The sequence below is a fragment of the Streptomyces sp. NPDC046203 genome (assembly GCF_040646255.1).
Classification (GTDB): Bacteria; Actinomycetota; Actinomycetes; order Streptomycetales; family Streptomycetaceae; genus Streptomyces.
Window position 1 is genome coordinate 69,583 of the sequence record NZ_JBEYZX010000022.1, and the last position, 20,170, is coordinate 89,752.

A 20,170-nucleotide genomic window follows, 5' to 3' on the forward strand; every position below is an offset into this window, starting at 1 on the left:
CATGACGGACACGTCAGGGCTCCGCGTACCCACGTTCAGCCTCCCTGAGCTGAAGAAGGGTGAGGGAAAAGAGGAATTCCGGGCCTGGGTGACCAAGGCCGGGTTCTTCTATCTCACCGACTGCGGGGTCCGGGAACAGGACCACCGGCTCGCCACCGACACGGCGATGGAATTCTTCGCGCAGGGCACGCCTGAGGAGAAGCAGGCCATGCGGGCGAAGAATCCCACCATGCGCCGCGGCTTCTCCGCGCTCGAAGCCGAGAGCACGGCCCAGGTGACCAAGACGGGCACCTACACGGACTACTCCATGTCGTTCTCGATGGGGATCGACGACAATCTCTTCCCCTCGGACCGCTTCGAGAAGGTCTGGACGGACTACTTCACCGGCCTGCACACCGCTGCCCTGGACGCCGCCCGGATCGTCATGGAGGCGGCCGGGACGTACGACGGCCCGGGTGAGGGGACGGGCGAGGGCCCGGGGGACGGGCACGGCGGCGGTACGCATGGTGGGGCCGGCCACCGGGACAGCGACGTACTGCTGGACACCGCCCCCGTGCTGCGCCTGCGGTACTTTCCCGAGGTGCCCGAGCACCGGGTCGCCGAGCACGAGCCGCGGCGCATGGCCCCGCACTACGACCTGTCCCTCGTCACCCTGATCCACCAGACCCCGTGCGCCAACGGCTTCGTCAGCCTGCAGGCCGAGATGGACGGGCGCATGGTCGACCTGCCGCACGTCCCGGACGCCGTGGTCGTGCTGTGCGGGGCCGTCGCGCCACTGGTCACCCGGGGCGCCGTGCCCGCGCCCCGGCACCATGTCCGCTCCCCGGAGTCCGGTCTGCGCGAAGGCAGCGCCCGCACGTCGAGCGTGTTCTTCCTGCGCCCCTCGACGGAATTCGGCTTCTCGGTCCCCAAGGCCCGCGAGTACGGCCTCGAAGTCGACACCCTCGACGGCGAGACCGCGACCTTCGGCGACTGGATCGGGACCAATTACGTCACGATGCACGCGACCCCCGCGTCCTGATCCGCCCCCTCTTCCGGCGGTTTTCTCCCTTCCGGCGCGGCCCCGCTTCCGGGGAATTGTTTCTCCTCCATCGAAGGGCGAATTCATGGAGTACCGGTCCGATGCCGTCTTCAAGAAGCACTCGACCTTCCGGGACGGAGTCCGGGAGTACGCCGAGCGCTCCTTCCGCTGACGTGCTGTTCCACGCCGCCGCCCGGGGGCTGCCCTACGCGGTCGCTCTCGCGGGTGCGGGCCTGGGTTCACCGGTCCGCACCCGCAACCCGGGGCGATCGCGCGGACGTTGGAACGGGAGCGGGTCACGTTCTCGGTCGGCTGACGCGCGTTCTGGCCGGACTTGGAGGAGTCGGATCCCCCGAAAGGGGTGTTCGGCTCGCTGGACCGGATCGTCCGCGGCGGGTCGGCCATCCCCTCGGGCCGGCGGCCGCACCCGACACCGACACCGACACCGACACCGGCCCGGCGACGGCGATCCACCCGTCTCCGGGCCGCGCGGCAGCGATCACCCAGGCCCCGGTCCGGCAGCGGATGCGTCCCCCCGGTCCGGCGGCAAAGACCCCCCGGACCCCGCCCCGGCGGCAGAAGGAGTGCGCATGCGACTGAACAACACCGGCGCCTGGCAACCCGGCGACCCGCCGGGCAACCGCCGGTTCGTCACCACCCACCCCGCCGACGCCCCGCTGCCGCTGCGCTGCGGGCGGGACCTGGGGCCGGTGACCATGGCGTACGAGAGCTGGGGCGCGCTCGCCCCGGACCGGAGCAACGCGGTCCTCATCCTGCCGCCGCTCACCATGGCCAGCCACGCCGCCGGGCCCGCCGGGCCGGGGCATCGCGCCGAAGGCTGGTGGAACTCCCTGATCGGGCCCGGCAAGGCGGTCGACACCGACCGCTTCCACGTCGTCGTCATCAACAACCTCGGCGGCTGCGACGGAAGCACCGGGCCCGCGAGCCTCGACGCGGAGGGCCGGCCCTGGGCCTCGCGCTTCCCGGCCCTTGAGATACGCGACCAGGTCGACGCCGAGGCCGCGCTGGCCGACGCGCTGGGCATCGAGCGCTGGCACGCCGTCGTCGGCATGTCCATCGGCGGGGCGCGGGCCCTGGAGTGGGCGGTCTCCCGGCCGGACCGGGTGGACCGGCTGCTGCTCGTCGCCGCCTCCGCGCGTACCTGGATCGAGCAAGCCGGGCAGCTGAACATCGAGTTGGAACTGATCCAGCGCGACCCGCACTTCCACGGCGGCGAGTTCTACCACCTGCCCGAGGGCTGCGGACCCAGCACCGGCAGCGCCCTCGCCCGCAGCTTCTCCCACATGCGCTACGGCACGGAGAGTTACTGGCAGGACCGCTTCGGCGGCGAGGCATGGAACCAGGACCCGGACGGCTGTCACGACCGCTTCCGCGCGTATGTGCTGGCGCAGGGCGACAAGCTGTGGGAACGGTTCGACGCCAACAGCAATCTGGTCCTCTCCGAGGCGGCCCTCCGGGCCACCGTGGGCCGGGGGAGGGCGAGCGTCGAGGACGCGCTCGCGCGGGTGACCGCCCGTACGCACGTCGTCGGCTTCACCACCGACCGTGCCTATCCGCCCGCGGCGCAGCGCGAGCTCGCCGTGGGCATCAAGGGCGCCACGGCACACATCCTGGAGACGGACCTCGGCCACTACGGCTTCATGCTGGCGCCCCACCTGGTCGAGCCGTATCTGCGGCTGACCGTCGGATAGAGCCGGCCCATGCCCGCCGTACGCGACGCGGCCCAGCGGGCCGACGGCCGCTGGATATACGGGTGTTGGGGGGACTGGCGAGCCATGTCCGTACGGGCTTTCGGAGGTCTGCGCGAGTAGAGCGCACGGTCGGATGAGCCGAGTTGAACCGTTCTGTCCCCGGGGCATAGAACAAGCGGCGAGTCACCGTTCCCGCGCCGGGCGCGGCGGATGCGACCCGGCTGGTTGAAAGCAGGTACCGCGCCATGTCCTCGCCCCTGTCGTCGCCTTCGTCCCCGGCCCCGTCCCCGGCCTTGTCTTCGGTCTCGGCTTCGGTCTCGCCCTCGCCCTTAGCGCGAGCCCGGCTGACGCGTCGCGGCTTCGTCACCGCGGCGGCCCTGCTGACCCTGGCGGGATGCGGCGGCGGACGGGACGACTCGGCCGCCCTGGCGAAGCGGGCGCCGGCCCCTCCGGCGGGCTCACCTGGCGCCGCGAAGCCCCTGGAGCTCCCGGCGCTCGCCGCGCTCGAAGGCAAGCACGACGCCCGGATCGGGGTGTACGCCCTGCACACCGGAACGGGCGCCACGGTCGTGCACCGGGCGTCCGAACGCTTCGCGTTCTGCTCCACGTTCAAGACGCTCGCCGTCGCCGCCGTCCTGCACGGCAACTCGCTCGGCCATCTGGACAAGCGCATCAGCTACGGGTGGAGCGACATCAACTCCATCTCGCCCGTCACCCGTAAACATGTCGCGCACGGCATGACGATCCGCGAACTCTGCGACGCGGCCGTCCGGTTCAGCGACGGCACGGCCGCCAATCTGCTGGTCCACGACCTCGGCGGTACGGAGCGGCTGAACGCCTATCTGCGCGGGCTCGGCGACCATGTCAGCCGCCTCGACCACTACGAGCCCGAGCTGAACGCGATGCGCCCGGGGGACCCGGCCGACACCACCACACCCGAGGCCATCGCCGCCGACTATCGGCAACTCGTCCTGGGCAACGCGCTGTCCGAGGATCGGCGCGCGTTCCTCAACGATCTCCTGGAGCGCAACACCACCGGCGGCAAGCGCATCCGGGCCGGCGTTCCCGGCGGCTGGCGGGTCGCCGACAAGACCGGGACCGGGGACTACGGACGGGCCAACGACATCGCCGTGGTGTGGCCACCGCACTCGGCGCCCCTGGTTCTGGCCGTCATGTCCGAGCGTTCCGACTTCAAGGCCGACCCCGTCGAGGCCCTGATCGCCGAGGCCACCCGGCACGTCGTGACCACGCTGGTCTGAGCCGGGCGGCCCGGCCCCCGGCCCCGGCCCCCGGCTCCGAGGGCTTGGAGGCCGGGGCCAGGGGTCAGGGGTCTGGCGCCCGTCCCGGTCGGTCAGCCGAGTCGGGTCAGCCGAGTCCAGTAGGACGGCTCCGGGCGCTCGGACCGGAGTGCCACGGGGACGCGCTGCGCCTCCTTGCCGCTGCCCACGACCAGCTCGCCGACGACGGTCGCGGCCTTCCTCTCCGCGCCGAGGTCGATCTCCTTGTCGCGGAAGGTGAGGGTCAGTTCCTGCCCGGGGACCCCGACCACCTTCATGTCCTTGGTCGCCGTCACCGGCGTACGGCCGCCCAGGCCGTCGTCGACGTAGCCGAGGACCTGGCCCGAGCGCACCACCGTCGAGGTGGTGAGGGCGCCCCGTACCGCCTCGATGACCTTCTTGCTGTTCTTCAGGACCAGCGCGAGGCTGTCGGCGCCGTTGAGGTCGGCTCCCGGGGCGTGCTGGTCCATCATCGTGCCCAGGATCAGCCGGTCCACGCCGTCCACCGTCTTGTAGGAGGCCCAGGAAAGGGTGCCTCCGGCAGGGGTGTTTGAGCCGGTCTTGATGCCCCGGACGCTCAGCCCGGCCGAGGTCAGCTGGTTGTTGTTGTAGATGCGGCCGACACCGGGGATGTCGGCGTCGGGCATGGCGACCACCGCGCGGAACGTCTCGAACTTCATGACGGCGTCGGCGAGTTTGAGCTGGTCGACGGCCGTGCTGACGGTTCCCTTGTCGAGCCCGCTGGGGTCGGTGTACGTGGTGTTCGTCATGCCGAGCGAGGCTGCCGCCTCGTTCATCTTCTGGACGAACGCGGTCTCGTCGTCGGTCTTCGTGTTCCAACGGGCCAGCATCCGTGCCACGTTGTTGCCCGACGGGATCATCAGCATCTTCAGCATGTCCTGGAGCGCGAAGGTCTGGCCGACCTCGAGCCCCTCGATGCGCGACTCGTCCTTGGCCTTGCCCTCCTCGACGGTGCGGGCGTCGATGGTGATGCTGGGGCCCTGCTCGTCCCGCTTGATCGGGTACTCGCGCAGGAGGACGTAGGCCGTCATGATCTTGGCGACGCTGGCCGTCGGGACGGGCTTCTGCTCGCCGAACGTCCCGATCGTGCCCGAGCCCGCCACCATGACCGCCGCCTGTCCCTTCGCGGGCCACGGCATGTCGAACGTGCCCTCGCCGACCGTGGCCGAGGACGACTCGACCACGACCGCGGGTGCGGGCAGCGGGCGCAGCAACTGGGCGCCGACGACACCGAGGGCGAGGAGCCCCACGATCGGCGTCCAGATCTTGAGCCGGCGCAGCAGGGTACGGGCCGGCCGGGGCGGCGGCGGGGGCGTGTTGGTGAGTTGGGCGAGCAGGGTGAGCGGAGCGGCGGGCGGCTGCGCGCCGTCGGAGCCCCGGTCGGTGCCGGGGGCGGCGGGGCCGGGGGAGGGGTCGGCGGAGACGAACGGGTCGTCGGCCCACTTGTTGTGGGGAGCTTCGGTGCCGGGGGCGGTGGTGCCGGGAGGGGTGACCGGTCCGGCGCCGGGGAGGTCGGTGACCCTGAGCGCCATCGTCCTGCCGGACTCGACGGCGGCCTCGTCCGCGAGTGCCCAGGACGGGATCGCTCGCGTGGTCTCGGACGACTCGGCGGCGGTACGCGCCCCGGGCCCGCTCCTGGCGGACCGGCCGGAGCCCTCGGCGGAGACCGAGCCGGCGTCTGTGCCGGTGTCGGCCGTGCGGCCGGACGGGGGCGCGGATGCGCGCGTCCTGGCGGGGGCCGGGACGGGGGCGGGGGCCTCGGAGGGCTTCGCGGACGCGGCGTCGTCGGCGTCGTCGGCGTCGGTGTGGGCCTCGGTGGCCGGCGGCTTGGGGCGCGTGTCCCTCGCGTCGAAGCCGCCGTCGCTCTTCGAGAGTTCGGCGACTATCGGCCCGGTGCCCAGGGTCAGGGTGCGGCCGCGCGAGGCGTCCGGACCGTTTTCGGCCGGACGGTCCTCGTCCGGCCCGGCCGGTGTCGTGCCGCCAGGTCCGTTCGGCCTGTTCGGCCCGTTCGGCTGGTCCGTGTCGTCAGGGGTGTCCGGGCCGCCGGGGGCGTCGGTGTCGTCGGTGCCGGCCATGCCGTCCGACGGCCTGGTGACGGCGTCGTTCTTCGTCTCCAAGGCCGCTTTCCCGGAGGGTTCCGTCCGGGGGTCGTCCTGACCGTGGGCCCCGGCGTCGGGAGTCGGGTCCGCCATCGCTGTCTCCTTCGTGCGGTCGCGGCACATGCGTCCTGCAGGACGGGGGACCTGGCGCGTCACACGTCCTGTAGGCGAGTGCGGATGGTTCTCGCCGGGCGACCTGTGGCCCTGGAGGGATGGCTGGCGATCATCACGCGGCGGCGCAGTCAGCGTAACCGATCATTTTGCATGGATAGCGGAGTACAACGCTCCCGAATGGCCGAAAATCAATGTGGAACCAAAGGGGCCGGTTTCGCGTCGCCGAACCCGTTCTTGGACCTGCTCGGGGTGGTGGGGGAACTTCCGCCGGTCGTGCCTGTCCGACCCGGTGGTTCCCGGTGCGGAAATCCCCGGGGAAGCGGGTCGGCGGCGTGGGGGAAGCCGTCGGCGCGTCCCGGTTTCCCCCACCCGCACGCGGGCTTCCTTCCGGGCGAACCGGCCGAATTCGATCGATCCGAACCGGCCGCCCGCCGCCCCCGCCCGCCGACCCTGCCTGCCGCCCGCGGACCACCGGAGCATCCGGGCGGGCGGCGCGTGGGGCTCGGGCGTGTCCGTGCCCGGCGGCGAGGTCGGCCCCCGGCGGCGGGGCCGGTCCCGGGCGGCGGGGTCAGTCCTGGAGGACCGCCTGCATCACCTTGCGCGCGATCGGCGCGGCCAGCGAGCCACCGGAGATGTCCTCACGGGAGATGTCCATCGCGGTCGGGTCGATGAAGACGGCCACGGCGACCGAGTCGCCGTTCGGCTTGACGCCGTAGGAGACGAACCAGCCGTACGGGACCTGGTCGCGCACGTTCACGCCGCGCTGGGCGGTGCCGGTCTTGCCGCCGACGGTGATGCCGTCGATCAACGCGCGCCGCGCACTGCCCTCCTTGGCGGTGAACTCCATCATCTCCCGTACCTTGGCGGCCGTTTGAGAGGAGACGGCCTGGCTCATCATCTTGGGCTCGTGCTTCTCCAGGATGTCGAGGCTGGGGGCGCGCAGCGTGTCGACGATGTACGGCTGCATCACCTTGCCGTCGTTGACCAGGGCGGCGGTCACCATGGCCATCTGCATCGGCGTACTGGTGAGACTGCCCTGGCCCATGCCCGTCAGCGCCGTGCCCGGCTTGTCGAGGCCGGCGGGGTAGAGGCTCTTGACGGCACGCAGATCACCGATGTCGGAGGAGTAGACGTCCTCGTTGTACCCGAACTTCTCGGCCGTCTCCCGCATCTTGTCCGCGCCCACCTTCACGGCGGCGTCGAGGAAGACGTTGTTGCAGGAGTGCTGCATGGCGGTCTTCAGCGAGGCCCGGTCGCACACGGCGTCGCCGGCCTCGCTGCCGATCTTGTTGGTGGACAGCGGCAGCGGGTACGGGGACACCGCGTCGGTACGGGCGTCGACGTCCGTCACCACACCGTTCTCCAGGGCCGCCGCCGCGGTGAGGATCTTGAAGGTGGAGCCGGGCGGGAAGGTCTCCCGCAGCGCCCGGTTGGCCAGCGGCTTGCTCTTGTCGTCGTTCAGCTTCGTGAACCGCTCGCCTTCCTTGAGGGAGTTGCCCGCGAAGAGCGAGGGATCGGCGGTCGGGGCCGAGACCAGCGCGAGCACCTTGCCCGTCTTCGGTTCGAGCGCCACCACCGAGCCGCGCGCCCCGAGCTTGGTCAGACCCTTGTAACCGGCTTCCTGTGCCTTGGCGTTGATGGTGGTGACGACATCCCCGCCGCGCCGTTCCTTGCCGGTGAGCACCTGGGTGAACCGGTCGAACGCGAGCCGGTCGTCGGTGCCGCTGAGGATGCTGTCGTACGTGCTCTCCAGCAGGGTCGCGCCCATGGACTGGGAGGCGTAGCCGGTGACGGGCGCGTACATGGGGCCGTTCTTGTACGTGCGCTTGTACGTGAACTCCGCGCCGTCCGTCCGGACCGACCCGGTGATCGCGCGGTCGCCGACGATGATGTCGCCCCGGGGTATCGCGTAACGGCTGATCAGGACACGGCGGTTGTTGGGATCGTTGGCGAGCTTGTCGGCCTCGGCGTACTGGATCCAGTTGGCCCGCAGCAGCAGGGCGAGCATCAACAGCCCGCAGAAGACGGCCGTATGGCGCAGCGGTTTGTTCACGCGGCACCGCTTTCGAAGGTCGTGGGCCCGGCCGGTGGGACCGTCACGGCCGGCTTTCCTCGTAACAGCGGTATCAGAGTGAGCGGGGTATGCGTCGCGATCGCCATGGCCGCAACCATAGAACACCCGTGACCGCCGCGATTTTCGCGTGCTGAAGACGCGATTCTCTCCTTGGATTTCCGGGGTCGGGGCCGGGTTGGATTTCCGGGGCCGGGCCCGGGGCCGGGGTCGGGTCCGGGTGGTTACGCTTTCGTGTCCACGGCATCGTGTGCCGTGACCCGCGTGACCCGTTTGAGCCGTAGGACCCGCCGCCGGGCAGTGCCCCGGGCAAGGAGAGTGAGCCGGAACGTGAACACCATCCTGGAGCCGGCCCTCGTCATGGGTCTCGTCCTGCTTCCGGCTCTCCTGGTGGTGAGCCTCTGGAAGACCGCGCGAGGAGTGCGCACCGGCGGCTGGGCGCGGCCGGGATGGTGGGTCTTCCCGGTGGCCTTGCTCGTTGTCCTGGGCTGTGCCGCGTGGTTCAGCGGGATCACCGCCGGCGGCCTGGACATCCGGGAGACCTGCGCGGAGCACGGCGCCGTCTACGACGACGCCTACCGTGCGGAGCACTGGCGTGAGCCCGGACGCTGGTTTCCCCTGCACAACCGGTGCAACGCGGACGCCGACATGGTCCCCGCCTTCGTCAATCCCACTCTTGTTGCTGTGGTGTTGCTGCTCCTGGTCTGCGCGGCCGGAGCGGTGACGGCGTCGGTGAGGGCGCGCCGGAGGGAAGGCGTGGGCGGCAAGGCGGGTGCCGATAGCGCGACTTCGACGCTGTAGGCCGTCGACGCCGAGTGTCCGGGGCGGCGACGGCCTTGGGGCAGAGGGGGATTCGGGACCGGTCGAGGTCCTGGGGCCCGGCTGCCGGAACCGGGTCAGTTGGCGAACGCGGTGCCGATGTTGTCGTAAGGGAGCTTCAGCGAAGGCACGTTGTAGATCTTCGAGCCGGTGCCGGTGATGCCGGACGGGGATCCCTTGAGCAGGTGGATCATGCCGTACGTCTTGCCCACCGTGTCGGTGGTCTGCACCATCAGGTCGGCGCGCCCGTCGCGGGTGTAGTCGGCCATCCGGAGTTCCATGCCGAAGTAGTCGTTGCGCTCGATGACTCCGAGGATGCCGGGCTTGTTCTGGTCGTACACCCGGGCGCCGGCGCCGGTCAGTCCTCCGGCGCGGCCGTACAGGACGGTGACCATGCCGGCGTTACGGCCCGAGGGCCCCAGGTTCTCCCCGGGGGCGCCGACGGCCAGGTCCGCGTAGCCGTCGCCGTTCACATCGCCCGCCGCGAGGGCCATGCCGAAGTAGTCGCCGTCCTCGGGGTCCCCCGGCACGCCCGGTGTGTCCTGGGTGAACCTCGCCATGGGGCGGCCGGTGTCCGGGCCGGCCGGACCGCCGTACTGCACGATGACGTAGCCGCGCCCCTTGTCCACCTGCTCGGTGCCTCGGCCGATGGCCAGGTCGCCGTAGCCGTCCTTGTCGAAGTCGCCGAGGGCGAGGCTGAATGACTGGCTGGACACCGTGGTGGTGGGGTCCGGGACGGGGAAGGTGGCGGCCCGGGTGGCGAAGCCGGCGCCGCCGCGGTGGAAGTAGACGTGCTCGTCCTTGTCGCCTTCGCCGCCGACCCAGCCGAGGATGTAGAGATCGGTGGCGCGATCGCCGTCGACGCGCCCGGCGATCAGCCCGTCGATGCGCACGGGGCGAGGGAAGTTCTTGCCGAGGAACTCGTGCCCGGCGGTCTTGCCGGTCCGCGTGAAGGGGCCTTTGAGGAGGACCACGACGCCGGCTGTGGAGTCGCTGTGGGCCACCAGGTCCTGGTTGCCGTCACCGTTGAAGTCGCCCGCTGTGACCAGGCCGCCGAACGAATCACCCCAGTTCTTCTCTTCGAGGGGCACGGGGGAGTGGAACACGGTGCCGTAGCCGAGGCCGCGCGGTCCGCCCCAGACGACGGTGAGCCCGCCTCGGGCGTCGACCGTGCCGACCTTCTCGCTCGGGGTCGCCACCACCAGGTCGGCGTACCCGTCGCGGTCGAGGTCAGCGCTGGTGGCCGCCCGGCCGAAGCCTTCGTACTGCTCGGTGATGCCAGGGATGTTGGGGAGGTCCTGGTAGATGGTCTGCACACGGGTGCCGGGACCACTCGCCGTTCCGTAGACGACGTCGACCCTTTGGTCCTGCTTGTACGTGCCGTGGAGCAGGACGAGGTCGCGGTGGCCGTCGCCGTTGAAGTCGTCGGACAGCTTGGCGGGGGCTGCGGACGCGGACAGTGGTGCGGAGGCGGAGGCGTCGGGCAGGGGCCCGGACACGGGCAGGGACAGTGGAGAGGGCGGGGTCGCCGAGGGGGCCGCGATCGACGGTTGGGCGGCCGCGAAGACGCCTGCGGCCAGCGCCGCCAGGACGGCCGTCACGACGGCGGGGCGAGTGGGGCGCAAGGGACACTCCAAGGGGTCAAGGAGCTTGCGGAGAAAGCGAGTTGGCGGTTGGACTCGTGTCCTGGCCCGATGGTTGTACGGGTGAGCGAGCGGGTGCGTGGGCGAGTGGGTGAGCGGGGTCGGGCGCGGGGCCGATATGCGGGGCGCCTGGCCTCCTGTGCCGGGCCGGCAGCGGGCTCACGACGAAGGCCCCCGACCGGTCGCGGTCGGGGGCCTTCGCCGTTGCCGGTAGACGGCGTTCGGCGGGTCAGCGGGCGAACCAGCCGCCGAAGGTGTTGTACGAGAGCTTCAGCGAGTTCGCGGTGTAGTCCTTCGAGCCGGTGCCGGTGATGCCGGACGCGGACCCCTTGAGCAGGTGGACCATGCCGAGCTTGTTTCCGACCCAGTCGTCGGTCTCGACCATCAGGTCGGCGCGTCCGTCGCGGTTGTAGTCGGCCATCCGGAGGTCGTTGCCGAAGTTGTCGTCGCGCTCGACGCTTCCGCCGATGCCGGGCTTGTTCTGGTCGTACGCCTTCGAGCCGGTGCCGGTCAATCCTCCGGCGCGGCCGAACAGGACGGTGACCGCGCCGGCGTCGCGCGCGGACCCCAGGTCCTCGCCGGGGGCGCCGACGGCCAGGTCCGCGTACCCGTCGTCGTTCACGTCGCCCGCCGCGAGGGAGTAGCCGAAGAGGTCGCCGTTCTCGGAGACCCCCGGCACACCTGCCGTGTCCTGGGTGAACTTCACCGGCTTGCGCGCGGTGTTCGGGCCGGTGGCGCCGCCGTACTGCACGACGACGTAGCCGCGCTCCTTGTCGTTCGGCGCGGCGGCGCGGCCGACGGCCAGGTCGCCGTAACCGTCCTTGTCGAAGTCGCCGAGGGCGGCGGCGACGGGGCCGCGGCTGAACGCTCCGGTCTTGGGGCTGGGGTCCGGGATCCGTACGGACGAGGCCCGGGTGGCGAAGGCGGCGCCGCCGCGGTGGAGGTAGGCGTGCTCGTCGTTGTCCGAGTCGGAGGTGTCGTCGCCGACGATGTACAGGTCGGTGGCGCTGTCGGCGTCGACCCGCCCGGCCACCAGCCTGTCGACCTGGAGAAGGCCGTAGTTCTTGCCGAGGAGCGCGTGTCCGGCGGTCTTGCCGGCCCGGGTGAAGGGGCCCTTGAGCAGCACGACGCCGCCGTCCCGGCTCTCGCTGACGGCCGCCAGGTCCTGGTCGCCGTCGCCGTCGAAGTCGCCCGCCACGACCTCCCGGCCGAAGGCGTCGCCCTGCTTCTGGTCGGTGTTCGCGACGGGCACGGGGGAGTGGAACACGGTGCCGGAGCCGAGGCCGCCGGGGCCGCCCCAGACGACGGTGAGCCCGCCGCGGCGCGTGGCGGTGCCGACCGCCTCGCCCGGGGACGCCACGATCAGGTCGGCGTACCCGTCGCGGTCGAGATCCGCGCTGGTGGCGGACTGTCCGAAGAAGTCGCCCTCCTCGGTGGTGCCGGGGATGGCGGCCTGGCTCTGGTGGATCGTCTGCACCCGGGTGCCGGGACCGTTCGCGGTGCCGTAGACGACGTCGACCCGGTAGTCCTTCTGGTACGTGCCGCCGAGCAGGACGAGGTCGCGGTAGCCGTCGCCGTTGAAGTCGTCGGACAGCTTGGCCGGGGCCGGGACCGGGGCCGGGGCCGCGACCGCCGGTTGGGCGGTCGCGAGGGGGCCCGCGGCCACCGCCGCGAGGACGGCCGCCACGGCGGCGGCGGTGCGAGTGGGGCGCAAGACGTACTCCAGGAAGTCGTGACACGGAGGGGAGGCCGTGTCGGTCGCCTGGTGTGACTCGTGTATGCGCCCAAGGGTTGTACTGCTGTTCGGTAGTTGGGTCGCCCCCTCGCCCCCTCGCCCCTTCGCCCGGGCGGCAGTCGGGGGGACGGTCGGCCGGTTGGACGGCCTGCGCGGGCCCGTGTCCGGGCCCGTGTCCGGGCCCGTGCCCGCCTCAGCGCCCCGAGAGCCGGTTCGCCACCGTCGCGATGCGGTCCGTCGCGGCCGTACGGGAGGCCGCCTCGCGCCGGTCCGCCGAGCGGAAGGCCGCGTACATGGTCTGCACCCCGAGCCAGCGCAACGGCTCCGGCTCCCACTTGCGCACGCGGTGGTTCACCCAGGGCAGGGCGGTCAGTTCGGTGGGGCCGGCCTGGCCCGAGTCCTGCTGGATGAGGTCGCGCAGGGTGCGGGCGGCGAGGTTGGTCGTGGCGACGCCGGAGCCGACGTAACCGCCCGCCCAGCCCAGACCGGTGGACCGGTCCAGGGTGACGGTGGCGCACCAGTCGCGCGGCACGCCGAGGACACCGGACCAGGCGTGCGCGATGCCGACGCCCGCGAGCTGCGGGAAGAAGCGGACCAGGATCTCGCGCAGCGCGTCGACGGTCTGCGGCTGGGTGCGGCCGTCGTTGTCGGTGCGCGAGCCGTAGCGGTACGGGACGCCCCGGCCGCCGAGCGCGATCCGGCCGTCGGCGGTGCGCTGGGCGTACATGTAGGCGTGGGCCATGTCGCCGAGGGTCTCCAGGCCGTCCCAGCCGATCGACTCCCACTGGGCGTCGGTGAGGGGCTCGGTGGCGATCATGGACGAGTTCATGGGCAGCCAGGTGCGCCGCTGGCCGCTCAGGGAGGCGGTGAAGCCCTCGGTGCAGCGCAGGACGTACGGCGCGCGGACGGTCCCGTACGGGGTGACGGCGTGCTTCGGGCGGATCTCGGTGACGGGGGTCGACTCGTGGATCGTGACGCCGAGCGCCTCGACGGCGTCGGCGAGGCCCTTGACCAGCTTGACCGGGTGCAGCCGGGCGCCGTGCGGGGTCCAGGTGGAGCCGACGGCACCGGTGACGCGGACCCGTTCGGCGGTCTCGCGGGCGCCGTACAGCTCGCGGTCCTTCTCGCCGAAGGCGACCTCGGCGGCGTGGAACTCCTTGAGGCGGCCGAACTGGGCGGGGGAGAGGGCGACTTCGAGGACGCCGCCGCGGTGGAGGTCGGCGTCGATGCCCTCGGCGGCGCACACGTCGACGACCTCGGTGACGGTGTCGTTCATGGCCTGCTGGAGGCGGACGGCGGCGTCGTGGCCGTGCAGCTTGGCGTAGCGGTCGCGGCCCGCGATGCCGTTGTAGAGCCAGCCGCCGTTGCGGCCGGAGGCGCCGTAGCCGCAGAAGGAGGCTTCGAGGACGGTGATGTCGAGGAAGGGGGCGGCCTTCTTGAGGTAGTAGGCCGTCCACAGGCCGGTGTAGCCGCCGCCGACGATGCAGACGTCGGCGGTCGTGTCGCCGGGCAGCGGCTCGCGGGGCGCGGGGGCGCCCTCCTGCGCGTACCAGAACGATATGCCGCCGTTGACCGTGCTGCTCGTGCTCATGTCCCATCCCTCTTCCGGGTGCGTGGGCGGGAGGTTACCGGTGGCCCGGGGCCTGTGGATACGGCTGATTCGAGGGGAGCTTTCGGTGGTCTCCAGGGGAGCCTTCGGGCTGCGGATTTCGTTGTTCCTGGTGAGTGCGGGGTGGGCTGTTTCATCGGCTGGGTGAGGAAGGGGAGTTGACGGGATGGGTGCGTCGGAGGAGGGCTCTGTGAAGGGTCCGGTCGGAGTTTCGCGCGGGGAAGCGGGTGGGGGAGGAAGGGAACACGGGGAACACGGGGAACACAGGGAAAGCGGGGAGCCGGAGGGTGGTGCGGTGCGCGGGACGGTGGGTGGTCCAGCGGGCCGTCCGGTCGTGATTCCGGCGGCGCTGGTGGCGTCCCAGGAGAAGTACAACGGTGCGGCGGGTCGGGCGTTCGTCGCCTCGCTGCCGGGTCTGGCGGCGGAGTTCACCGAGCGGTGGGGGCTACGGGTGACGGGGCCCTCGATGCACGGGGTCGCGTCGCTGGTGCTGCCGGTGGCCGTACGGGCGGACGGGACCCCGGCGGCGCTCAAGTTCCAGCTGCTCGACGAGGAGAGCGAGGGCGAGGCGCCCGCCCTGCGCGCGTGGGGCGGGAACGGGGCGGTGCGACTGCTGGCATATGACGGAACGACCGGCACCATGCTGCTGGAACGGGCCGACGAGAACCGCCACTTGTCCTCGCACCCGGACGCGCGCGAGGCGGTACGGATCCTGGCGGACGTCCTCGCCCGGCTGGTCGCCCTGCCCGCCCCGGCCGGCCTGCGCCGCCTCGGTGACATCGCGCCCCGCATGCTCGCCCGTACCCCGGCGGCCGTCGCCGCCCTGGCGGATCCGGCCGACGCCGCGCTGCTCCGGGACTGCGCGGCGGCGGTACGGGAAGTCGCGGGCGAACCGGGCGATCGGCTGCTCCACTGGGATCTGCACGCCGACAACATCCTGGCGTCCGCGCGCGAACCCTGGCTGGCCATCGACCCCAAGCCGCTGGCCGGTGACCCGGGCTTCGATCTGCTGCCGGCGCTGACGAGCCCCTGGGACCCGGGCCCCCTGCCGGATCCGGCCGAGACCCGGTGGCGTTTCGACCTGCTGACCGAACGCCTCGGCCTGGATCGGACGCGGGCGCGCGCCTGGACGCTCGGCCGGGTGCTCCAGAACGGTCTGTGGGACGTCGAGGACGGCGCCGTCGCGCTCGCCCCGGCACAGGTGTCCATTGCGCGGAACCTGCTGGCCAGGGCGGGGTAAGCGGGTGCAGGCTGGGCCCATGATCCGTACCGCCACGCCTGCCGACATCCCAGTCGTCCACGAGATGATCCGCGATCTCGCCGAGTACGAGAAGGCTTTGCACGAGGTCCGTGCCACGCCCGAGCACCTGCGCGAGGCGCTCTTCGGCGAACACCCGGCCGCCTTCGCGCACATCGCCGAGACCGACACGGGCGAGGTTGCCGGCTTCGCGCTGTGGTTCCTCAACTTCTCGACATGGCGCGGGGTTCACGGCATCTACTTGGAGGATCTGTACGTCCGCCCCGAGCTGCGGGGCGGCGGGCACGGCAAGGCGCTGCTCGCGGAGCTGGCGCGGATCTGCGTGGAGCGCGGCTACGAGCGCCTGGAGTGGTCCGTCCTGAACTGGAACGCGCCGTCGATCGCCTTCTACGAGTCCCTGGGCGCCGGGGCGCAGGACGAGTGGACGGTGTACCGGCTGACGGACGACGCGCTGAAGCGGCTGGGGACGGGCGCGGGGGCCGGCGCGGGCTCGGGCGCGGAGGAGGGTGCGGGGGCGTGACCGGCTGATCGTGGCGGCGGTCGGGGGCCCCGGCCCCGGCTGCCGATAGTCCCAAGGAGCTCGTTCGCAGGTCTGCGAACGAGCTCCTTTCGCATGCCCGGGGTGTGCCGGGTGTGCCGGGTGTGCCGCGTGTTTGGGGTGTGTCGGGTGTGCCGGGTGCGGGCTACCGCCCCCGCGCGGGGCGGTCGGCGCGTACCGAACGGAAGCCGGGGTGCACCCCCGGGGTGAGCCCCTGCTGTGCTGCCAGCCGGCCGAGCAGGGCGGTCAACTGCCCGTGTTCGTCGGGGGAGAGTCCCTCGCAGACCTGCTGCTCGTGCGCCGCTCCCGCCTCGCGCAGCCGGGCCAGCATCGCCCGCCCGTCCTCGCTCAGGTCCAGCGCGTACAGGCGCCGGTCGTCGGGGTTGCGGTGGCGCTCGATGAGGCCGCGTTCCTCCAGGCCGTCGGCGAAGGCCACGAAGCGGCTCGGCGGCATGCCGAGGGCGTCGGCGAGTTCGCGCTGGCTGCGGCCCGGGGTCCGGTCGAGGAGACGCAGGAGCCCCGCCTGCGCGGGAGTCAGATCGAGGGTGGCGATCCGTTCGGCGAACAGCTGCGCCGCGTGGGCTCCCAACTGCGCCAGCAGGAAGGCCGCGCCGCCGCGGAGTGCGGGGCTCGTGTCCTCAGGGCGGCCCTCGGGGCGGTCCTCGTGGTGGCTGCTGCTCATGCCTCGCATCGTACATGTCGTACACGCTTGACAATCGTTCCAAGCTGTAATCATTATCGATGGTAAATCGATATCCCGGGAGAAGTCATGGCCGTCGCCCCCGCACCCCCGCTCCCCGCCGCGAACGCGCGCCGCCCGCAGACCGGACCGCCGCTGCTGGCACCCGTCCTCGCCTTCTGCGCGCTGACCGTCGCCTACGTGGTCGTGAACCGGGCCACCCCGCATCCCGACGCCTCCGGCGCCGACGTCCTGCGCTACGCCGCCGAGCACGGCACCGCGATCAAACTGGGCGCGTTCCTGCTGTTCTCCTCCGCCGTGCCGCTGGCGCTGTGCGCCGCAGTGCTCTACCGGCGGCTGCGAGCCCTCGGCATCACCGCCCCCGGCTCGGCGATCACCCTGGTCGGAGGCGTGCTCGCGAGCGCCGCGCTGACCATGAGCGCGCTGTTCACCTGGACCGGCGGCCGGCTGCCCGCGGACGCCCCGGCGCCGCTGGCCCGCGCGCTCGCCGATCTGTCGTTCCTGTCCGGCGGCCCCGGTTACGCGGTGACGTACGCCCTGCTGGCCGCCGGCGTCTCCGTCACCGGCCTGCTGGCCGGCCTGCTGCCGAAGGCGGCGAGCTGGGCGGGACTGGTGATCGCCGCCGCCGGGATGCTCTCCTCGCTGACCCTGCTGGCGGACGGATTCGCCTATCTGCTGCCCGTCGTCCGCTTCGGCGGCGCCCTGTGGCTGCTGTGCGTCGCGGCGCTCCTGCCGCGCACCCGCCGCAGGACGCCGAACGGCCGGGAGCCCGGTCCCGTTTCGGCCTGACGGCCTTGCGCTGAGGCCCTGTTGAGGCCGTTTCGCTTTGCTCTCGCTCAGAACGCACGCACCGACTCAAGGAGCCAACACAGATGTCCGGTACCTATCCCGACCTGAACGGCAAGGTCGTCCTCGTCACCGGTGGATCGCGCGGCATCGGCGCCCGGACCGCGCACGCCTTCGCGGCCCAGGGAGCCAGGGTCTGCGTCGTCGGACGGGACGCGGAGGCCCTGGACGCCGTCGTCGCCGGCATCACCGGCGCGGGCGGTACGGCGACCCGCGCGGTCGCCGACGTCACCGATTCCGCCGCGGTGGACGAGGCGCGCCGGCACGTCGAGTCCCGGTTCGGGCCGGTCGACGTCCTCGCCGTCTTCGCGGGCGGCCAGGGCCTGCCCGTCCCGACCGTCGAACTCACCGAACAGCGCTGGCGCGAGGTAGTCGACTCCGACCTCACCTCGGTGTTCCTCACCGTCCGGGCCTTCCTGCCGGGCATGGTGGAACGCGGCCGGGGCTCGGTCGTCACGATGTCCTCGGCCGCCGGGCGCCAGCCCAGCCAGGCCAATCTCGCCTACGGTGTCGCCAACGCCGGAGTGGTGATGCTGACCCGCCATCTGGCCACCGAGGTCGGCCCGTCTGGCGTCCGCGTCAACTGCGTCGCGCCCTCGGCGATCCTGACCGAGACGACACAGGCCCGGATGCCCGCCGCCGTACGGGACAAGGTCGCCGCCCTGCATCCGCTGAACCGCATGGGCACGCCGGACGACATCGCGGACACCGCCCTGTTCCTCGCCTCCGACGCGGCCTCCTGGCTCACCGGCCTCACGGTCGACGTCTCCGGCGGGCGCGTCACCAACTGAGTTCGGGGGGAGGCGGGGTGGTCCGCCCGTACGGGGCGGCTCGCCCCGCCCAGGGCGCGGGTCGCGGCTCCCATTCGGCATATGCCTCCCGGCATCGGGCCGGTGACCTCCGGGGTGTAGGAAGAGGGCATGGACAAGGACATTCAGCAGCGGTTCGAGCGCATCACCGCATTCATCGAGGCGCGGCTCACGCCGCTGTTCGACCCCGAGAACGGCAGCGACCATGGGTTCGGGATGGACGACACCTCGCGCTCGCTGCGCGCGCTGCGGTACACCGTGCAGGCCGCGTCGGCGGTGAACGGGCTGCTGGAGAAGCGGGACTCGGCGCCGGAACTGCGGCAGGTCGTGGACCAGGCGCTGGAGCACAACTGGGATGTGCTGCGCTCCATCGCCCGGATGTGGGAGGACCACCCCGACTTCCTGAAGGAGTTCAAGGGCCACTCCTGGGACGTGCTGGGGATCTGATCCCCCCCCCGGCCCTCGGCCCCGGCCCCTGGTCCCCGGCAACGGGGCCGGGAAGCCAGGGGTCCCGGGATCAAGCCGCCCGGTGCGGCACGTACGCGGGCAGGCGCGTGCGCAGCGCCAGGGACACCGCCTCCACCGCGCTGGTGAAGGACACCTCCGCGAGGACGCCCGGGGCCGCGACCTGGTCGCCCACCAGGTACACGCCGTCGCCCCGGTCGATCGCGGGCCGGTCGCGCCAGGTGGTGCCGGGGCGGTCGACCGCCCCCGTACGGCCGGAGGAGACCGCCTCGCGCCGCCACACCGCGCGCTCGCGCCAGTCGGGGAAGCCCAGGTCGAGAAGGCGTTCGGCGTGCGCGACGCCGTCGGCCCTGGCCTCGTCGGGGCCGATCGGCAACTGGGCCTGGATCAACTGCTCCCCGGCGGGGGCGAGGGTCGGGTCCTGGGTGGTGAAGCGTTCCAGCCAGCCCGGCGCGTCGAGGTCGGAGATCGCGAACGGATCACCCTTACGGGTCCGCAGCGCCAGGTCGAACAGGACGGTGCGACCCGACTCCCAGGTCAGGGCCGGGTCCCCGAGCAGCCGGGCGGCCGCGGGCAGGGCGGTGGCCACGATCACGGGCCCGGTGCCGGGCCCGGTGGGCAGGGCGTCGATCCGGGCCGAGGTCTCGATCCGTACCCCGAGCTCCCGGGCCCGGGCCGCCATGCGGTCGACGAGCCGTCCCCAGCCGCCCTGGACGAAGTGCGCCTCCGCCGGGACCGACGAGCCCCGGTACAGCCGTTCCTGCACGAAGCGCGCCGACAGCGCCCCGGGGTCGTGGTGGTAGACCGCGACCCCGCTGTACGCGGCGGCCGCCTCGGCCGCCGCCGGCCCGGCGAGCCCGGTCGCCCAGGTGCGGAAGTCGACGTCGACCGGGGCCGCCTCCGCCTTGCGGAAACTCTGGCGGAGGAAGCCGAACGGCGGCACGCGCCGCAGCGCACCCCGGTGGTGGAAGCGGAGTCTGGCCGCGTCGGGCGCGCGCAGCGGCGCGAGCGGGCCGAGCAGTCCGCGCTGCTTCAGCCAGGTCCAGTGCGGGCCGCCGCTGTAGATCGCGTGCGGGCCCTCGTTGGTGAGATACGGGCCCTCGGCGGTGCGGGCCCGGCCGCCGAGGGTGCGATGGGCCTCGTACAGGACGACGTCGGCGCCCGCCTCCGCGGCGGTGACGGCCGCCGTGAGTCCGGCGAATCCGCCGCCGACGATGGTGATGTTCCGGACGCTCCGGCTGTTCGGCATGTCTCCGGCTCCCTGGTGTGGCTGGGTGTGGCTGTCACGCAGGGGACGGGTGAGGGGGCCGGGTCCGTGACATCGCGGGCCGGTGATTGTCAGTGGCGTACGTCACGATGGAGAGCGTGAGGGACATGGAAGAAATGGACGGCGGGGACGGCAGGGGTGGCAGGGACGACAGGGATGGCAGGGG

16 protein-coding genes are annotated in these 20,170 nt (G+C 72.2%); 9 read left to right on the top strand and 7 right to left on the bottom strand.

Annotated features, from left to right (window positions below):
- The first annotated feature begins 1 nt into the window (after nucleotide 1).
- The 3 genes from ABZ990_RS18120 (at nucleotide 2) to bla (ending at nucleotide 3,992) form a co-directional block, all read left to right on the top strand.
- Nucleotides 2-1,021 (top strand): 2OG-Fe(II) oxygenase family protein, encoded by a 1,020-nt coding sequence (locus ABZ990_RS18120; protein ID WP_361231978.1) that lies wholly within the window; start codon nucleotides 2-4, stop codon nucleotides 1,019-1,021.
- Nucleotides 1,022-1,611: 590 nt separating this feature from the next.
- Entirely contained in the window at nucleotides 1,612-2,733 is a 1,122-nt protein-coding gene (locus ABZ990_RS18125; protein ID WP_361231980.1) for a homoserine O-acetyltransferase, read from the top strand.
- Nucleotides 2,734-2,978: 245 nt separating this feature from the next.
- Nucleotides 2,979-3,992, top strand: a complete 1,014-nt coding sequence (bla, locus tag ABZ990_RS18130) for a class A beta-lactamase (protein WP_361231982.1) — start codon at nucleotides 2,979-2,981, stop codon at nucleotides 3,990-3,992.
- A 92-nt stretch (nucleotides 3,993-4,084) separates the two neighbouring features.
- Here the strand turns inward: bla and ABZ990_RS18135 are convergent, their stop codons facing one another.
- Entirely contained in the window at nucleotides 4,085-6,223 is a 2,139-nt protein-coding gene (locus tag ABZ990_RS18135) for a serine hydrolase (protein ID WP_361231984.1), read from the bottom strand.
- Between the two features lie 589 nt (nucleotides 6,224-6,812).
- Entirely contained in the window at nucleotides 6,813-8,297 is a 1,485-nt protein-coding gene (locus tag ABZ990_RS18140) for a penicillin-binding protein 2 (protein ID WP_361231986.1), read from the bottom strand.
- Nucleotides 8,298-8,645: 348 nt separating this feature from the next.
- Between ABZ990_RS18140 and ABZ990_RS18145 the strand changes: the two genes are divergently transcribed.
- On the top strand, nucleotides 8,646-9,116 hold the full coding sequence (locus ABZ990_RS18145) for a hypothetical protein (protein WP_361231988.1): 471 nt from the start codon (nucleotides 8,646-8,648) through the stop codon (nucleotides 9,114-9,116).
- 95 nt (nucleotides 9,117-9,211) lie between these two features.
- On the opposite strand, the gene ABZ990_RS18150 is transcribed toward ABZ990_RS18145, so the two are convergent.
- From ABZ990_RS18150 to ABZ990_RS18160, 3 genes are all read right to left on the bottom strand, one after another.
- Complete coding sequence (locus ABZ990_RS18150; protein ID WP_361231990.1) at nucleotides 9,212-10,759, bottom strand: FG-GAP and VCBS repeat-containing protein; 1,548 nt, start codon at nucleotides 10,757-10,759, stop codon at nucleotides 9,212-9,214.
- Nucleotides 10,760-11,006: 247 nt separating this feature from the next.
- Nucleotides 11,007-12,491, bottom strand: a complete 1,485-nt coding sequence (locus ABZ990_RS18155) for a VCBS repeat-containing protein (RefSeq protein WP_361231992.1) — start codon at nucleotides 12,489-12,491, stop codon at nucleotides 11,007-11,009.
- A gap of 214 nt (nucleotides 12,492-12,705) precedes the next feature.
- A complete protein-coding gene (locus tag ABZ990_RS18160) occupies nucleotides 12,706-14,103 on the bottom strand; it encodes an FAD-dependent oxidoreductase (protein ID WP_361231994.1) in 1,398 nt (465 codons plus the stop codon).
- Nucleotides 14,104-14,416: 313 nt separating this feature from the next.
- Here ABZ990_RS18160 and ABZ990_RS18165 point away from each other — a divergent pair, with 313 nt between their 5' ends.
- Both ABZ990_RS18165 and ABZ990_RS18170 read left to right on the top strand, forming a co-directional pair.
- On the top strand, nucleotides 14,417-15,361 hold the full coding sequence (locus ABZ990_RS18165; protein WP_361231996.1) for an aminoglycoside phosphotransferase family protein: 945 nt from the start codon (nucleotides 14,417-14,419) through the stop codon (nucleotides 15,359-15,361).
- Between the two features lie 19 nt (nucleotides 15,362-15,380).
- A complete protein-coding gene (locus ABZ990_RS18170; protein WP_361231998.1) occupies nucleotides 15,381-15,899 on the top strand; it encodes a GNAT family N-acetyltransferase in 519 nt (172 codons plus the stop codon).
- 163 nt (nucleotides 15,900-16,062) lie between these two features.
- Here the strand turns inward: ABZ990_RS18170 and ABZ990_RS18175 are convergent, their stop codons facing one another.
- Nucleotides 16,063-16,599: a MarR family transcriptional regulator gene (locus ABZ990_RS18175; protein WP_361232000.1), complete on the bottom strand. Its 537-nt coding sequence runs from the start codon at nucleotides 16,597-16,599 to the stop codon at nucleotides 16,063-16,065.
- An 87-nt stretch (nucleotides 16,600-16,686) separates the two neighbouring features.
- Between ABZ990_RS18175 and ABZ990_RS18180 the strand changes: the two genes are divergently transcribed.
- From ABZ990_RS18180 to ABZ990_RS18190, 3 genes are all read left to right on the top strand, one after another.
- Complete coding sequence (locus ABZ990_RS18180; protein ID WP_361232002.1) at nucleotides 16,687-17,406, top strand: DUF4386 domain-containing protein; 720 nt, start codon at nucleotides 16,687-16,689, stop codon at nucleotides 17,404-17,406.
- An 83-nt stretch (nucleotides 17,407-17,489) separates the two neighbouring features.
- A complete protein-coding gene (locus ABZ990_RS18185; protein WP_361232004.1) occupies nucleotides 17,490-18,254 on the top strand; it encodes an SDR family NAD(P)-dependent oxidoreductase in 765 nt (254 codons plus the stop codon).
- Nucleotides 18,255-18,383: 129 nt separating this feature from the next.
- Complete coding sequence (locus ABZ990_RS18190) at nucleotides 18,384-18,719, top strand: hypothetical protein (RefSeq protein WP_361232006.1); 336 nt, start codon at nucleotides 18,384-18,386, stop codon at nucleotides 18,717-18,719.
- A 70-nt stretch (nucleotides 18,720-18,789) separates the two neighbouring features.
- Here the strand turns inward: ABZ990_RS18190 and ABZ990_RS18195 are convergent, their stop codons facing one another.
- Nucleotides 18,790-19,986, bottom strand: a complete 1,197-nt coding sequence (locus ABZ990_RS18195; protein WP_361232008.1) for an FAD-dependent oxidoreductase — start codon at nucleotides 19,984-19,986, stop codon at nucleotides 18,790-18,792.
- Nucleotides 19,987-20,170: the final 184 nt, after the last annotated feature.

What these genes read in the sequence shown, in the direction of transcription:
- ABZ990_RS18160 (WP_361231994.1), bottom strand. Translation starts at nt 14,103, where the DNA reads ATGAGCACGAGCAGCACGGTCAACGGCGGCATATCGTTCTGGTACGCG.
- ABZ990_RS18195 (WP_361232008.1), bottom strand. Translation starts at nt 19,986, where the DNA reads ATGCCGAACAGCCGGAGCGTCCGGAACATCACCATCGTCGGCGGCGGA.
- ABZ990_RS18135 (WP_361231984.1), bottom strand. Translation starts at nt 6,223, where the DNA reads ATGGCGGACCCGACTCCCGACGCCGGGGCCCACGGTCAGGACGACCCC.
- ABZ990_RS18175 (WP_361232000.1), bottom strand. Translation starts at nt 16,599, where the DNA reads ATGAGCAGCAGCCACCACGAGGACCGCCCCGAGGGCCGCCCTGAGGAC.
- ABZ990_RS18190 (WP_361232006.1), top strand. Translation starts at nt 18,384, where the DNA reads ATGGACAAGGACATTCAGCAGCGGTTCGAGCGCATCACCGCATTCATC.
- ABZ990_RS18125 (WP_361231980.1), top strand. Translation starts at nt 1,612, where the DNA reads ATGCGACTGAACAACACCGGCGCCTGGCAACCCGGCGACCCGCCGGGC.
- ABZ990_RS18180 (WP_361232002.1), top strand. Translation starts at nt 16,687, where the DNA reads ATGGCCGTCGCCCCCGCACCCCCGCTCCCCGCCGCGAACGCGCGCCGC.
- bla (WP_361231982.1), top strand. Translation starts at nt 2,979, where the DNA reads ATGTCCTCGCCCCTGTCGTCGCCTTCGTCCCCGGCCCCGTCCCCGGCC.
- ABZ990_RS18185 (WP_361232004.1), top strand. Translation starts at nt 17,490, where the DNA reads ATGTCCGGTACCTATCCCGACCTGAACGGCAAGGTCGTCCTCGTCACC.
- ABZ990_RS18120 (WP_361231978.1), top strand. Translation starts at nt 2, where the DNA reads ATGACGGACACGTCAGGGCTCCGCGTACCCACGTTCAGCCTCCCTGAG.
- ABZ990_RS18170 (WP_361231998.1), top strand. Translation starts at nt 15,381, where the DNA reads ATGATCCGTACCGCCACGCCTGCCGACATCCCAGTCGTCCACGAGATG.